At 42.2% G+C, this 14,454-nt stretch carries 13 protein-coding genes, 1 tRNA gene and 1 riboswitch; of the genes, 12 read left to right on the plus strand and 2 right to left on the minus strand.

The features are described from left to right. Positions 1–44: 44 nt before the first annotated feature. Positions 45–1,181 (plus strand): class C sortase, encoded by a 1,137-nt coding sequence (locus ABVC65_RS03790; protein WP_353582636.1) that lies wholly within the window; start codon positions 45–47, stop codon positions 1,179–1,181. Positions 1,182–1,747: 566 nt separating this feature from the next. Here ABVC65_RS03790 and ABVC65_RS03795 read toward each other — a convergent pair. Next, positions 1,748–1,821: transfer RNA gene (locus ABVC65_RS03795), tRNA-Val, on the minus strand. 148 nt (positions 1,822–1,969) lie between these two features. Here ABVC65_RS03795 and ABVC65_RS03800 point away from each other — a divergent pair. From ABVC65_RS03800 to ABVC65_RS03825, 6 genes are all read left to right on the plus strand, one after another. After that, entirely contained in the window at positions 1,970–3,514 is a 1,545-nt protein-coding gene (locus tag ABVC65_RS03800; RefSeq protein ID WP_353582637.1) for a DivIVA domain-containing protein, read from the plus strand. 46 nt (positions 3,515–3,560) lie between these two features. Then, positions 3,561–4,295 carry a DNA repair protein RecO gene (recO, locus tag ABVC65_RS03805; RefSeq protein ID WP_353582638.1) on the plus strand — a complete coding sequence of 245 codons (735 nt, stop codon included), beginning with the start codon at positions 3,561–3,563 and terminating at the stop codon, positions 4,293–4,295. A gap of 110 nt (positions 4,296–4,405) precedes the next feature. Beyond that, a riboswitch (TPP riboswitch) is annotated at positions 4,406–4,508 on the plus strand. A gap of 35 nt (positions 4,509–4,543) precedes the next feature. Beyond that, complete coding sequence (locus ABVC65_RS03810) at positions 4,544–5,164, plus strand: ECF transporter S component (protein WP_353582639.1); 621 nt, start codon at positions 4,544–4,546, stop codon at positions 5,162–5,164. 190 nt (positions 5,165–5,354) lie between these two features. Beyond that, the gene (locus ABVC65_RS03815) at positions 5,355–6,278 is read left to right on the plus strand and encodes an ABC transporter substrate-binding protein (RefSeq protein ID WP_016827343.1); all 924 of its coding nucleotides are present in this window, start codon (positions 5,355–5,357) and stop codon (positions 6,276–6,278) included. Between the two features lie 159 nt (positions 6,279–6,437). Further along, a complete protein-coding gene (locus ABVC65_RS03820; RefSeq protein WP_353582640.1) occupies positions 6,438–7,667 on the plus strand; it encodes a phosphotransferase enzyme family protein in 1,230 nt (409 codons plus the stop codon). A gap of 104 nt (positions 7,668–7,771) precedes the next feature. Next, positions 7,772–8,566, plus strand: coding sequence for an isoprenyl transferase (locus ABVC65_RS03825; protein WP_004112377.1), 795 nt, complete (start codon positions 7,772–7,774; stop codon positions 8,564–8,566). Between the two features lie 27 nt (positions 8,567–8,593). Here ABVC65_RS03825 and ABVC65_RS03830 read toward each other — a convergent pair whose 3' ends face one another. After that, positions 8,594–8,992, minus strand: a complete 399-nt coding sequence (locus ABVC65_RS03830) for an MTH1187 family thiamine-binding protein (RefSeq protein ID WP_353582641.1) — start codon at positions 8,990–8,992, stop codon at positions 8,594–8,596. Positions 8,993–9,162: 170 nt separating this feature from the next. On the opposite strand from ABVC65_RS03830, the gene ABVC65_RS03835 reads away from it, so the two are divergent. From ABVC65_RS03835 to ABVC65_RS03855, 5 genes are all read left to right on the plus strand, one after another. Next, a complete protein-coding gene (locus ABVC65_RS03835) occupies positions 9,163–10,683 on the plus strand; it encodes a glycine--tRNA ligase (RefSeq protein WP_116692238.1) in 1,521 nt (506 codons plus the stop codon). Positions 10,684–10,752: 69 nt separating this feature from the next. Then, positions 10,753–11,907, plus strand: coding sequence for a tRNA dihydrouridine synthase DusB (dusB, locus tag ABVC65_RS03840; RefSeq protein WP_014554709.1), 1,155 nt, complete (start codon positions 10,753–10,755; stop codon positions 11,905–11,907). A gap of 226 nt (positions 11,908–12,133) precedes the next feature. After that, complete coding sequence (gene ftsZ, locus ABVC65_RS03845; protein WP_004124823.1) at positions 12,134–13,336, plus strand: cell division protein FtsZ; 1,203 nt, start codon at positions 12,134–12,136, stop codon at positions 13,334–13,336. A 24-nt stretch (positions 13,337–13,360) separates the two neighbouring features. After that, entirely contained in the window at positions 13,361–13,831 is a 471-nt protein-coding gene (locus tag ABVC65_RS03850) for a cell division protein SepF (RefSeq protein WP_004124825.1), read from the plus strand. Between the two features lie 185 nt (positions 13,832–14,016). Further along, positions 14,017–14,313, plus strand: a complete 297-nt coding sequence (locus tag ABVC65_RS03855) for a YggT family protein (RefSeq protein WP_004124829.1) — start codon at positions 14,017–14,019, stop codon at positions 14,311–14,313. The last annotated feature ends 141 nt before the right edge of the window (positions 14,314–14,454 follow it).

Genomic DNA, 14,454 nt, shown 5'->3' on the forward strand with positions numbered 1-14,454 from the left:
AAGTGCGGAGTTATTTAATTCAATAGCTTGAGCTTGGAGGAGTTATGAAGCTAGCCGATATTAGCAATTGGTGCCACTCGTTAAGCGAGCGAGCTGTTGCTAAATTGTTCAAGAATAAGGCGAAGCGTACCTCCAGTGTTGCTGGCACGAGCAATGTGGCTGGTGCGAGTGATTTGCTAGAGGATAAGTCGCCAGCAACCGAAGAGCAAACTCCGAGATCCAACTCAAGCAAAAATATAAACCAAAATACACTTAAAACTAAAAAAATAACTAAAAAGAAAAGCGCGCTGATGCGCATTCTAGAGCCGATTGCGCTGGTTCTTGCAGGCATTCTGTGCTTTAGCTACCCTGTGTGCTCAACGCTGTGGAACAATCACGTTTCCAAGGAGATTTCCACTGCGTACGATAAATATAATCACGACCAGGCTGGCGACGTGCGGCGCGCGCACATTCGCGACGCAAAGCGCTACAACGCAACGCGCAAAGATATGCTCACGCGAGACCCGTACGGCGGCGACGGTCAGGAAGACATAACTAACACGCCTGGATACAAGCGTTATCTTAAAACGCTTGAGGAGCCGATGGGTATTATCGGCATTGTAAAAATCCCGAAGATTGGCGTAAAGCTGCCGATTTACCACGGTACAAAGGAAGACACGTTGGCGCGAGGCGCGGGGCACTTGTACGGCACGGATTTGCCAGTGGGCGGCAAAAACAGGCATACTGTGATTACGGCGCATACTGGTTTGGCGAATGCAACCATGTTCGACTCGCTAACCGACCTTAAAAAGGGTGACTACTTTTATCTTGACGTGCAAGGTGAGACATTGCGATACAAGGTGTTTCGCATAAATGTGGTGGATCCGCATGATATAAGTTTGCTTCAGCGCGAGAAGGGGCGCGATTTAGCGACTTTGCTTACGTGTACGCCGTATGGTGTGAACTCGCATAGGCTTTTGGTAACTGGGTATCGTGTGCTGCCTGACCCGGTTGCGGCGCCAGAGGACCATGTGCAGTGGCCGCTCTGGATGACGCTGTTTGTTATAGCGATGATATTCTCGGCGGCGATTCTTGCCATGATGATCGCTGTGGTTGCTGGTAAGAAGCGGCGCAAGTGGGATATTCGCGGCAAACACATACTGTGGGTTGGACGCGGCGAGATTAAGTTACGCGCAAAGTGACGAGCGGCGACATGTCTTCGCGCGTCACGCTTTGAGTGTTCAGTCAGGTCGTCGCGCTCGTGTTTGTTTATCATTTGAGCAAATATGACAACAAACTCGGGCAGAAATAAACAAACTCGGGAGTTTGATCTAATCTCGAAATCGTCGATTCGCGCCTCAGAATGTGAATAAAAACAACTGAGCTCTTGTCCTAAATGAACAAGAGCTCAATGAAATCACGTGTAGGAGCAACCCACACAGGTGAAATAATTCTATCACACTCCATAACGATTTGTTATATTTGTCTCACTCATGATGCATTTGTAACGTTTTTTGGTCAAAAAGTGTTACAAATGTCTCGCGGATGATGCAAATCTAACGGTTTTTGCCCTAGATTCGTTACATTTGTCTCATCAATGATGCAAATCTAACAAAAATCACTAATAGCCGCGGCGAGATTGAGTTACGCAAGAAGTAAGAGGCATAGGTATTCCCGCATTTGTTCCCTTTTTGAGCAAATACGTAAACAAACGCGGGAAAAAATAAACAAACACGCGAGAGATACGCTAATCAAGAAAAGCGGAAAGTGGGCGATGAGGGACTCGAACCCCCGACATCCACCGTGTAAAGGTGGCGCTCTAGCCAGCTGAGCTAATCGCCCGCTTGAAACAAGATACAGTATGGTATGTACTAGATGCGTGATTCGCGATTTGCGTGTGTCTTTCGGCGCTTGCGTTTTGCGTTTTGAAGCGTCTTAACAATCGCGTAGAGTATATTCAATAATGATATGTTCAGGAGGTCTATTGTTTATGGCAAGTAAACCCGATACTGCGCGTAATTCTTCTGGTATTGAGCGCGTAGGTAAGCGCAAGAAGGGTTACAGCGTAGAGCAAGTTAATGATTTTCTTGAGCGTGCCCATTCTTTGTACGAGTCCGACGACATTCGTCTTACACAAAAAGATATTCAAGACGTGTCCTTCGATTTAGAAGATGAAGGATACGCTATACCTCAAGTTGATGCGGCTCTTTCTAGGTTGGAACGTGCTGTTGTAGATAAAACAACTGAATACGAAATTTCTCATCGCGGTAGAATCGTTTGGAAAGCACAAGCCGATAGTGAATACCGTGTTTTGCTTAATCATTCTCAGCGTGATTACAAGATGCGTTTTGATTCTGGTCAATCACGCAAGCCTTCGTATGATAAAAAACAGGTCGATAATGTTGTTAATAAGACCTTAGATAAGATTTCTATTCTTCTTGGATATAAACCAACGTGGGGTAATACTTCAAGCGATCTTGATGGCATTGACGCAATGTTTGTTTCCAACGTGTTGTTTACACAGCGTTCTGGTAAACATGGATACGATGAGCGTCAAGTGGATTATTATTTGAACGCTTGCATACGATTGCTTAGTAGGCTTGAATCTTACGATCGTGTTTCTAAGTACCTAGATTTTGATTCTAATGGTGCTGCCGCATCTTCTGTTAACGCAGCATATAGTCAGCCGACGCCACAGCCTGTGCAATCTGCAAATCCTATGCCTCCATCTATTCCTGTTGAGCATAATGCGGATTCTTCTGTAGTAAATCCTGTTCAAAATATTGTTGAAGCAGATAGTGCAGATAATCCTGTTGCAAATGATATTTTTTCTAAAACTACAGTTGATGAAGTAGATTCGCATCATATTAGTGCGGATAGTGTGCCAGTCGTTGAGCATGTGGCAGGTAGTGATAATAGTTCTGCACAGCATGTTGAAGATATGACTCAAGATAGGCAAAGCATTTTCGCACCTGTAGACAACAGTGTTGATAACAATAGTGGTGCTTCTCTTAACGATTTGCACCATGGGGATAGGGCTATTTTTACGCCTCATTCTGCTAATGTAGAGCCTAATGATGATACTGATGACGAAATGTCTCAGGCTTCTACTGTTATGCCTCCTACGTTCCCACCATCGTATGCTCCGAAAGATTCCTATTCGCAGACTTATACAAGAGACAGTGCTATTCCAGCTGCACCTAGCCAAGATTCTTATAGTCAGAATCATGTTAATGCTGCTAATGCTGTTAATGATAATGCTGTTAATGCTAAAGATGATGATAAGAATGATTCAAAGAATAGTGCTTCAAACCCTGTTGGTGATTTGAATTTGTCTCTTCTTGCATCTCCTAAATTTGAGCCGTCGCAAAGTCTCAATTTAGATATTCCAGATCTTTCATTCCCAGTTATGAATCATTTTAATTCTTCTTCTGAAGATTTTAATGCTAACAATGCTGGCAATAATGATTCAGATGATTTGGATGATACTGGCGAATCTAATTTCGGTGGTTTTGTGAATCCAAGTCACAACTAATCTATAAAAATACTTTGGATTAGCAGATTAAGAGTTTTTGATTTTCATGCCGTTGTATAACGATGAGGCTGTAGTTCTTAAGACTTTTCCTTTAGGAGAAGCGGATAGAATTGTAGTTATGCTTACTAAAAAGCATGGTAAGATTCGTGCTGTTGCAAAAGGTGTTAGGAAAATAAAATCTCGTTTTGGGGCGCGTTTAGAACCTTTTATGCGTGTGAATACACTTTTTGCTACTGGAAGAACTTTTGATGTTGTTTCTCAAGCAGTTTTAGTTTCTGCTTATGCTGAGAGCATTTGTGCTGATTATGATTTGTATAGTCGCGCTAGCATGATTGCGGAAATCGCAGATGATTTGGTTTCGTCTTCTGCACAGTATCAGGATTCTTGTATGCAATACAATCTGCTTGTTGCAGCCTTATCTGCTCTTTCTAGGGGATTGCATAGTGCTGATTCAATTGGATTCTCATATGTTTTAAGAGCATTAAAACTAGCCGGCTGGTCTCCTATGCTTAATGAATGCGTAGTTTGTGCAACTAAAAATGATTTATCATATTTTTCCTCTTGTTCTGGAGGAGTTATGTGTTCTAAAGATCATGATTTGCAGTCAATTAAGTGCAATGATTTAGCACGTTTTCAAATGATTTCTTTGATTAATGGCGATTGGAAGAATATAGACGGAACAGATATTGATTATTTAACGTATAGATGCGTTGAGCAGTGGTGTGAATATTATCTTGAGCGTCCAATTAAATCAATGCATTTATTAGAAAATAATATGTGATTTAATATAGCTTTTTTAGCGTCTTGCTTTAGCGTTTTAGTGAGCGTTTTTGTTAATTTTTTGTTTGAATTTTATAATAATTGTCCTCGCTGTCTGATGCAATAATGATTGATATCAGACACGGGTGCTCTTTCAAAGAGCTGAGAAGATTACTGTCTAACCGTTTAACGTGATTCGGTTAATGCCGACGTACGGAGTTTTCTGCAGGGTCGCCTTTGTTTGATAACTGATAATGAAAGGAGACCCTAATGGGTACATCTGATGAGAAAGAAATCGTTCGCCCATCTTTGCGATGGAATGTAGCTGACGTTACACTAACGGTTGTTGTTGCTGTAGTTTCTGGTATTATTTTCTGGGGCGTTGCATTAGCTGACGGTCCTATTTCTGCCACTCTTAAGCTTATTCCAGTTCCAGGCGTCAGCGCATTGTCTTACGGTTTGTATTACTTTGCTGGTCCTTTAGCTGCTATTTTGGTACGCAAGCCAGGTGCAGCATTATTCAGTGAGCTTATTGCTGCAATGGTTGAGTTGACTATTGGCAGCCAATGGGGTGGCATTGGTACCATTCTTCCTGGATTGGTTCAGGGCTTGTTTGCTGAATTTGCATTCTTGTTCTTCATGTATCGCAAGTGGAATGTTGGCTTAAGCGCACTTTCTGGCGCATTAGCTGGTTTGGGTGGAATCATAATAAGCTACCCATTCTACTATGCAGGTGTTCCAATCTTTGGTGAATACATGATGATTCACACTATTTGCAGCATGATTTCTGGTGCTGTAATTGCTGGTGTTTTGATGTGGTACTTGTACAAGGGTATTGCTGCCACTGGCGCATTGAGCCGCTTTGCTTCTGGCAAAGAAGTGCGCGCCTGATTTTACGGGTAAGATTACAAGTAAAATCAACTTATAAATTTGATTTGTGGGCGGGGATTAATTACCTCGCCCATTTTTGTAAAGTCGCAAGTAAAGTCGCAAGTTAAGTCGCAAGTTAAGTCGCAAATAAAAGTCAAAATAAAATCACAAATAGTAAAATCACAAATCACTATAAAACAAAGGAGTTAATATGCTAAGAGTACGTCTTGAATATGTGCATCCATGGACGAATCACGCAGGTATGTATCTTGCAAGAAAGCGCGGATTGTATGCGCAATACGGATTAGATGTAGAGTTTACAAGCACAGATACAGAGCGCGGCGATGTTCCAGCATGCTTGGAGCGTGGAGAAGTAGATATAGCTCTTGTTCGTTTAAATCAGCTTTTGGCTCATCAAAATGGTGCAAATAAGCTGACGTCGTTTGCTGTAATGAATCAATCTCAAATTGGCGGAATCATAACAAATAAAAACACGGGCATTACTCGATTTAAAGATCTAGAAGGAAAGCGCGTAGTAATCCCTATGGGCGTTAAGCGCTTGTATACGGAGCTTCAGCAGGCTGTTGCTGCCGACGGCGGCGATTTTAGCAAGCTGATTACAATTGACCCAGGCCCATGGGAGCCAGACATTCGAGCCGTAGAACGCGGAATGTGTGATGCGTTTATTAACGTAGCTTGGTGGGAGCCATATCAGGGTTCGCTTCCGTTTGATCAAGTTGTTGTTCTTCCATTCGATTCTATTGGCGTGGCGCCGCATCATTCTTACTATGTTTGCGCTCGCCAAGAGATGATTGAGCGAAATCCGCAATTAATACGCAACTTTGCAAGCGCAACAGTTAAGGGCTATGAGATGGCAGGAAAAGACCCTCAGGCTGGCGTTGATGCTTTGCAGAATGCGCTTTGCCATATTAGCCCAGAGGCTTTGCGTGCCTCGCTAGACGAAGTGATTCCGTCTTGGTACGACAAGAATGGTCGTTGGGGTACGGCAGACATGGCTTTGGTGGAAAACTACACTCGTTGGATGAGTGAAAATGGCCACTTAAGCGTGCCTCTTGATTGCGCGCTAAAAAGCTTAGAAAACGGGTGCGTAACAAACGAGTATTTGCCAGAATAATCGTTAGTTTTGCAATCGTTAATTTTGCAATAGTTAGTTTTGCGAGAGAAAAGTCGCCAGCAGCCGCGCATGAGCTAGTTGGCGTCAAATAATTCTGCAAAAAAATGCGTGAAAAACAATGAACCTGTAGTTAAATATTTGTGTAAATATGGAGCGAATATGGAAAACGAAAGCAACGACCCTCAACTAGATATTGTTGCTCAAAGATGGGCAAATGTTGATTTAGATGAGGCAAATACTGTGTGCTCACTTTTAGAGGAGCCGCTAGAAGCAGATTGCGTTTTAAGCCATAGTTTGCGCCCAATGGCTGCAGGTTCATTGGTTCATGCGCATTACAAAGATGATTCGTCAAAGCAATCTAAAAGTTTGGACGTTTATATTAAAAGATGCAACACAAAAGTGAGACAAGCAAGCACAATTAGACCGTATCATCGTTTTGCTGAGCATCTTTTAAAAAACAAAATAAGCACACCAAAGTACTTGTATTTTAATAAAAATAGCGAGTCTTTAGGTTTAGAAAAGAATATTTGTGGCGATACTTGTGGCGACATTTACGTAGACGGCACTCTTCTTGTAGTAGGCGATTGTGCTTACGAAGTGACTTTAAAAGCTAGTGGAGAAGACCGATACAAAGACGCGTACACTTGGGATCCGCCTAAAACGTGTGAAGGAGCCAAAAATCTTGGAGCAATGATGGCAAAAATCGCCTTAGCTTCACAAAGTTTTGACGAGCCAAATCCTAAGGAAATCAACGCTTTTCAATCAAGATTTAGTCTTTGTGCAAGCGAAGACGTGCAAAGTGATGCCGAAGTTTGGTTAAAAAATAGACCCGATTTAGCGAAATTCTTAAAAGAACAGAATCGTGATTTTGTAAAAGATTTAAGCGAATTTGCTCCAACATGCAAAAAAATTTACGATTTGGGGTACGCGAATCTAAAAACGCAGTGGACTCATGGAGATCCGCATATATCTAATTTTATGTGGGAAGGTAGTGCTCCAAGCTCAGTATTTGACTTTGGGATGGCGTATAGAAACACAGCAATCTACGATTTAGCAATGACTTTAGAACGCAACACAATTCAGTGGGTAGATATTGCGAATGGCAAAAAAGATTCATTTAGAACGGATTTAGTTAAGTCAATTTTGCAAGGATATGCTAGCGTTCGGCCATTAACAGATGTTGAAAAAGAGTTGCTTCCGCTTGTTTTATCTGTAAGTCAAATTGAGCAATGCGTAGAATTTGTAGACTATTATTTAAAGTCAAATGGATCTTACGACTTTAAGATTTGGGGATACGATACTGGATTCTTAGAGCATGCTAGATGGTACAAATCTAGTTACGGAGAGCAATATTTAAACGCTTTAATAGAGATTTTGCGAGAAATATAAATATAGAGGATTTTGGCGGATTTTTTATCTGATTTAGCTGGCTTTTATTAAGCTTTGCAAAACGGGTTTAAGTATTCGTTCAATGGGGTTGTTAGATTTTAACTATGAGTTTTGAAAACGTTGACTACACTTCGTTAAATATTCCAGCAGCTCCATTTAGTGATCCTAGCCGCGTGCCAGATTTTCCTAAAGGTAAAGTTCCTCGCCATGTAGGCGTGATTATGGACGGCAATGGCAGATGGGCTAAAGAGCGCGGAATGATTCGCACCGAAGGGCATAAAGCGGCGGAGCCAGTGGTTTTCGACACTATTGCAGGAGCCATAGAAGCAGGTGTTCGCTACTTGAGTTTGTACACGTTTTCTACAGAAAATTGGAAGAGATCTCCTCAAGAAGTGCATTTTTTGATGGGATTTTCTAGAGATATTATTCACCGCAGGGTTGCGCAAATGAACGAGTGGGGAGTGCGTGTGCGCTGGGCCGGAAGACGTCCGAAATTGTGGAAGTCTGTTATTGACGAGTTGGAAAAAGCTCAAGAAATAACGAAAAATAACACTACGATTGACGTTGTTTTTTGCTTAAACTATGGTGGTCGCGCGGAAATCGCAGACGCTTGCGCAGCAATTGCTAGGGAAGTTAAAAGCGGCAAAATTAAGGGCGATCGTATTAGTGAGAAGATGATTGCTGAACACTTGTATAACCCAGATATTCCAGATTGCGATCTTGTGATTCGCACTTCGGGAGAGCAGCGCACTAGCAACTTTTTGCCTTGGCAAGCGTCTTATGCTGAGCTTGATTTTGTGCCAGAACTTTTCCCAGATTATGGTCGCGAAGCGCTGTGGAGGTCAATTGACCGTTATGCGCATCGCGACCGCAGGTTTGGTGGCGTAAAAAACGCTTAAACTGCTTAAACGCTTAAATACTTAAGCTTACTTGTTTTCGCGTTCTTCGAGAATCTTGTCTACAAGAGCAGCTTTTGCGTCGATTTGATCGCTAAAACCAGGGCGAATGTCTAACTTTAAAATAACGCCTGTGCGATAGCCTTTTTCAACAAGAACCATAGTTGCGTCTTTTACAACGCGCATAACGTCGTCGAATTCGCCTTCGATGTTTGTAAACATTGCGTTTGTTTCGTTTTTTAAGCCAGAATCACGAATCACTTTAACGCAATCTGCTACATATTCGCTAAGTTCTTCGCCGACTCCGCTAGGAGCAATGCACAATGCTGCAACTGTATTAGTTTTATGGCAATTCTTGTTATCGCAAGTATCGCAAGTATCACAAGTATCGCAAGTATCGCAAGTATTGTTATCAGTGTTTTCGCTCATTTTAAATCCTCTCAAAGTGAAAAATATGTGTTGCAAAATTATGCTTACACTTTATTGTATTCGTTTAGCTTATATATGATGCTTATATATGTTGCTTTAGCGTCACAGGGTTTTTCTATAATAAACACCGTTTTCACCCAAATTTTCTAGATTTACGAAAAAGGTGTATTGTGGCTGTTTCAAAGCTTGATGAAGTCGTATCCTTGGCTAAGCGTCGAGGATTTGTGTTCCCAGCTGGCGAGATTTATGGTGGTACGCGTTCTGCTTGGGATTATGGTCCTTTGGGAGTTGCGTTAAAAGACAATATTAAGCGCGAATGGTGGCGTTATATGGTCACTACGCGTGGCGATGTTGTTGGAGTGGATACTTCTGTTATTTTGCCTTCCCAAGTTTGGGTTGCGTCTGGTCACGTTTCTGTGTTCAATGATCCTTTGATTGAGTGCTTGAATTGCCATAAGCGTCATCGTGCAGATAAGCTCGAAGAATCTTATGCCGAAAAGCACGGCGATAAGATGCCAGAAAATGGCTTGAAAGACATTGCTTGCCCAGATTGCGGCACTCGCGGAAACTGGACGGAGCCTCGCGATTTCAACATGATGCTTCGCACGCATTTAGGACCAGTTGAAGACGAAAACAGCTTGCACTACTTGCGCCCAGAAACAGCTCAAGGCATTTTCGTTGACTTTAAGAACGTTATGACTGCTACACGCCAAAAGCCACCATTTGGCATTGCGAATATTGGTAAGTCTTTCCGTAATGAAATCACTCCTGGAAACTTCATCTTCCGCACTCGCGAGTTTGAGCAAATGGAAATGGAGTTCTTCGTAGAGCCTGGAACAGACGAAGCTTGGCATCAATATTGGATTGATACTCGCGTAAATTGGTATGTTGATTTGGGCGTAAAGCCTGAGAATTTGCGTATGTATGAGCATCCTAAAGAGAAGTTAAGCCATTATTCAAAGCGTACTGTAGATATTGAATACAAATTCGGCTTCCAAGGATCGGATTGGGGAGAGCTTGAAGGTATTGCAAACCGTACCGACTACGATTTGTCTGCTCACGCTAAGCATTCTGGCGAGGATTTGAGCTACTTTAATCAGGCTACTGGCGAAAAGTATGTGCCTTACGTTATTGAGCCTGCTGCTGGCCTTACGCGTTCGCTTATGGCATTCTTGGTTGATGCTTACGACGTTGACGAAGCTCCAAATACTAAGGGCGGAGTTGATAAGCGCACTGTTCTTCGACTTGACCCTCGCTTGGCTCCTGTTAAAGCTGCAGTTTTGCCATTGAGCAAGAAGCCAGAATTGCAAGCTGTTGCTCAAGATTTGGCTGCAGATCTTCGCCAGCACGATTGGGTTATCGATTACGATGAGGCTGGTGCTATTGGTCGCCGCTACCGTCGTGAGGACGAGATTGGTACTCCTTTGTGCGTAACAGTTGATTTTGATACTTTGGAAGATCATGCTGTAACAATCCGCGAGCGCGATACTATGCAGCAGGAGCGCGTTTCCTTAGACAAGGTTGCGGATTACGTAGCAAGCCGCATTAACGAAAAGCGCGTTAAGTATCCGCAAGGTCCTGTAGAGATTGTTGGAGCTCGCGCTGCAGACGGTGGTGTGGATGTTTCTAAAGAAAACGGTGTTGATGAATCGCAGCCTGTAAAGATTGCTCAGGCTGGCGGCTTGTATTAATACGCGTATAGTGAAAAATCGCTAATAAACAAAAACAAAATATATTAAAGTGAATGGAGTTAAAGCAATATGGATTTTTCTATTAAACCAGTAGATTTAGGGAAAATTCATATTGCAACTCCTGTTGTTTTATCTCCAATGGCTGGTATTACTAACTGGCCTTTTCGAGTGATTTGCCGCGAATATGGTCCGGACGGGCTTTACGTAGCAGAAATGATTACAGCTCGCGCATTAGTTGCAAGGAATCCTAAAGCCTTGCGCTTATGCCGTTTTGCGCCTAACGAAAAAGTGCGTTCTTTGCAACTTTACGGAGTAGATCCTTCTATTGTAGAGCTTGCTGCTCGAATTGTTGTTGATGAGAACATGGCGGATCACGTTGACTTAAACTTTGGATGCCCAGTTCCTAAAGTTACAAGGCGCGGCGGCGGTTCTGCTCTTCCTTGGAAAACAGATTTGCTTCAAGAGATTTTGCATCGTGTTGTTTCTGTTTGTGATCCAGCAGGAATTCCTGTTACAGCTAAATTCCGCGTTGGTATTGACGAAAATCACGAGACTTTTATGCAAGCTGGTCATATTGCGCAAGAAGAAGGATGTGCTGCTGTAACTTTGCACGCGCGTACCACTGCAGAATATTATGGTGGTCATTCTGATTGGAGCCGTATTGCTGAGCTTGTAGATGCTTTGGATATTCCTGTTTTTGGTAATGGCGATATTTGGGGTGCGGATGACGCTCTTGCAATGTTTAAAGAAACGGGATGCGCAGGCGTTGCTATTGGGCGTGGATGCCAGGGGCGTCCTTGGATTTTTGCTGATATTCGTTCTGCTTGCAATGGAAGTAATGATCGCGTTAATCCAAGTCTTGGGCAAGTTTGCAAGGTGATTTTAAGACATCTTGAGCTTTTAGTCGAGTTTTATGATGGCGACGAGCGAATGGCTGTTCATGACTTGCGCAAGCATATTGCTTGGTATTTAAAGGGTTTCCCTGTTGGAGGTGGAACTCGTAAGAGTTTTATGGAATGTGAGTCTATTGAGGATGTTCAGCGTAATATTGATGCTTTAGATTCTTCACTAAAACTCCCTGAGCAAGTTTTAGACACGCCGCGTGGGCGAGTTCGTTTTGCGAAAAAAGTTCATTTGCCATATGGGTGGTTGGATTCTCGAATAACATCTCATAGTGAGCGTGAGGAGTTGTTTGGCGATGATCCAATGGATGCAAGTTACTAGGTTTTACTAGTGTTTTCTAGGGTTTTTGAGTATACAAAACATAATATAAACTATTGCTTAATCTTTTAAACTTTTGTTAATAAAACGCATTAATGATTTGCGTATAGCACGGTGTATTATCGAATCGGTGACATTTTTTCAGTTTTTATTCATAAAACGTCGCCATTATCGAGCGTTTTGCGCTAAAGTAATGCGTAAACGTGCGTGTGAGTGACAGGAGACAACGGTGAGCGAGATTGCCCAGACTGACAATTTCAACGACAAAACCATAATCAAGGTAGTCGGCGTCGGTGGAGCCGGTGGTAACGCCGTCAACCGAATGATCACCGAGGGTTTGCAGAACGTAGAATTTGTGGCTATTAACACTGATGCCAAGGATTTGTTGCGTTCTGATGCTGACGTGAAGATTTCATTATCTGACGCTTCGAGTCGAGGATTAGGAGCAGGTGCTGACCCAGAAAAAGGCGCTAAGGCTGCTCAAGATCATCAATCTGACATTGAAGAAGCATTAAAGGGCGCCGATATGGTGTTCGTAACTTGCGGAGAAGGCGGTGGAACAGGTACGGGTGCAAGCCCTATTGTTGCTCGCGCTGCACACCAGCAAGGTGCTTTGACAATCGCAGTAGTTACGCGTCCATTCGGTTTTGAAGGACCTCAGCGTGCTGCATCAGCAAAACTTGGTATTGAGAATCTTCGTAAAGAAGTCGACGCTTTGATTGTGATTCCAAACGATCGTTTGTTGGAAATTTCAGATCGAACCATCGGAATTATTGAAGCTTTTAAGACTGCAGATACCGCATTGCTTGCAGGCGTTCAGGGTATTACAGATTTGATTACCATGAATTCTTATATTCATGTTGATTTCTCTGATGTTACCGCTGTTCTTCGCGGTGCAGGAACTGCGCTATTTGGTATTGGTGCAGCGAAGGGTGAAGACAGAGCTACGCAAGCTGCAGAAATTGCTATTAGCTCTCCATTGCTTGAAGAAAGCATTGAAGGTGCTCATGGTGCTTTGATCAATATTGCTGGTCCAAGTGATTTGAAGCTTCAAGAAGCAAGTGCTGCAACAGAGCTTGTTCGTAAGGCAATACATCCAGAAGCGCAGATTATTTGGGGTCTTTCTTTGGACGATTCTTATGGAGACGAGGTTCGTGTTACTGTTATTGCAGCTGGTTTCGATTCTCATCCTAAGTCTGAAGACAGCAAAGCAGGTGCTTTCGTAGATATGCAGGCAGGAGTCGATCCTGTGGCTCCAGCTCATTCCACTACTACTGCTCCTTCTAAGCCTGTGGACACTGTTGAAACCGCGGAACCTGTTTCTTCTATGTTTGATTCTGTTGATTCAGTTAAGCAATATCAAACACAGGCTACTCAAGTGAAGCCTCAAGACGAACCAGACGAGCTGGATATTCCTGATTTTCTGCGTTAAGCATAACTAGGGGAGGGCATCTTAATGGCTGGTTTTATGAAGAACATGATGTCTTATGTAGGCATGAGTGATGTTCAGGACGACGATGATTTCGTTGATTCTCAGACACAGGATACTTCGTTTGACAACGACCACAGCGTTGCTCCTATGAGCCTTCATAATGGTGATGCTGCACCACAATCTGGTAATGGTGCTTCTACTCGATCTAATGCAGGTCGTATGAGTCGCATTACTACGATTCATCCAAAATCTTATGAGGATGCGCAATTAGTTGGAAGAGCTTTAAGAGATGGAACACCAGTGGTCTTGAATCTTACTGGTGTTAGCGAATCCGTTGCATATCGCATAGTTGATTTTTCTGCTGGCGTTGTGTTTGGTGTTCGCGGATCTATAGAAAGAGTAACTCCTAGAGTCTTCCTTTTAAGCCCTTCTCAAGTAAATATAAAAGTTGAAGATGCTCCTAATGGCGGATCTGCTCGCGACTTATTCTCCTAAAGCTAAATAACATGAGACTAGTCGCCAGCGACCGAACATTAGATTGCTACGCTTAGCTTGTATTTAAGGCAGATATCTTTTAGGTATCTGCCTTAAATTTATACTTATCCTGTACTTATATTTTGGTTTACGATTAACTTAGCTATTGTGTAAAATTATTGAAAATAGTTTAAAGGAAAAGCTTAATGGATTTTGTAATACGCTTAATACTAATTTTGAATATTTTCATAAACGCTTATCTAGTAATACTGTTTATTCGCGCAGTTTTAGATTGGATTCCGTTTATATTCCATTCTTTTAAACCAAATGCGATTTTGCAAAAATTCACTCAAATCATATATTTTATGACAGAACCACTTTTAAGATTTGCGCGAAAATTTATACCACCAGCAAGATTAGGTAGCATAAGTTTAGACGTGAGCTTTATGGTAGTGTACTTTTTGTTACTAGTTTTACAAATGTTTTTGAATATGCTTTACTGATGCTTATTAATCACAATTTTTAATGAAGCGACACGATAGTTATTAATTTAGAAAAATATTGGTAGATTTCGTAAAAAAATAATCGCTTTTTACACAATTTTTTCTATAGACGTGATAGCATCGAATAGATATATCAAAAGG

It is taken from the genome of Gardnerella vaginalis (assembly GCF_040427915.1).
Classification (GTDB): Bacteria; Actinomycetota; Actinomycetes; order Actinomycetales; family Bifidobacteriaceae; genus Bifidobacterium; species Bifidobacterium vaginale_C.

Coding starts and splice junctions, on each gene's coding strand:
- ABVC65_RS03790 (WP_353582636.1), top strand. CDS start 45: ATGAAGCTAGCCGATATTAGCAATTGGTGCCACTCGTTAAGCGAGCGA.
- ABVC65_RS03800 (WP_353582637.1), top strand. CDS start 1,970: ATGGCAAGTAAACCCGATACTGCGCGTAATTCTTCTGGTATTGAGCGC.
- recO (WP_353582638.1), top strand. CDS start 3,561: ATGCCGTTGTATAACGATGAGGCTGTAGTTCTTAAGACTTTTCCTTTA.
- ABVC65_RS03810 (WP_353582639.1), top strand. CDS start 4,544: ATGGGTACATCTGATGAGAAAGAAATCGTTCGCCCATCTTTGCGATGG.
- ABVC65_RS03815 (WP_016827343.1), top strand. CDS start 5,355: ATGCTAAGAGTACGTCTTGAATATGTGCATCCATGGACGAATCACGCA.
- ABVC65_RS03820 (WP_353582640.1), top strand. CDS start 6,438: ATGGAAAACGAAAGCAACGACCCTCAACTAGATATTGTTGCTCAAAGA.
- ABVC65_RS03825 (WP_004112377.1), top strand. CDS start 7,772: ATGAGTTTTGAAAACGTTGACTACACTTCGTTAAATATTCCAGCAGCT.
- ABVC65_RS03830 (WP_353582641.1), bottom strand. CDS start 8,992: ATGAGCGAAAACACTGATAACAATACTTGCGATACTTGCGATACTTGT.
- dusB (WP_014554709.1), top strand. CDS start 10,753: ATGGATTTTTCTATTAAACCAGTAGATTTAGGGAAAATTCATATTGCA.
- ABVC65_RS03850 (WP_004124825.1), top strand. CDS start 13,361: ATGGCTGGTTTTATGAAGAACATGATGTCTTATGTAGGCATGAGTGAT.
- ABVC65_RS03855 (WP_004124829.1), top strand. CDS start 14,017: ATGGATTTTGTAATACGCTTAATACTAATTTTGAATATTTTCATAAAC.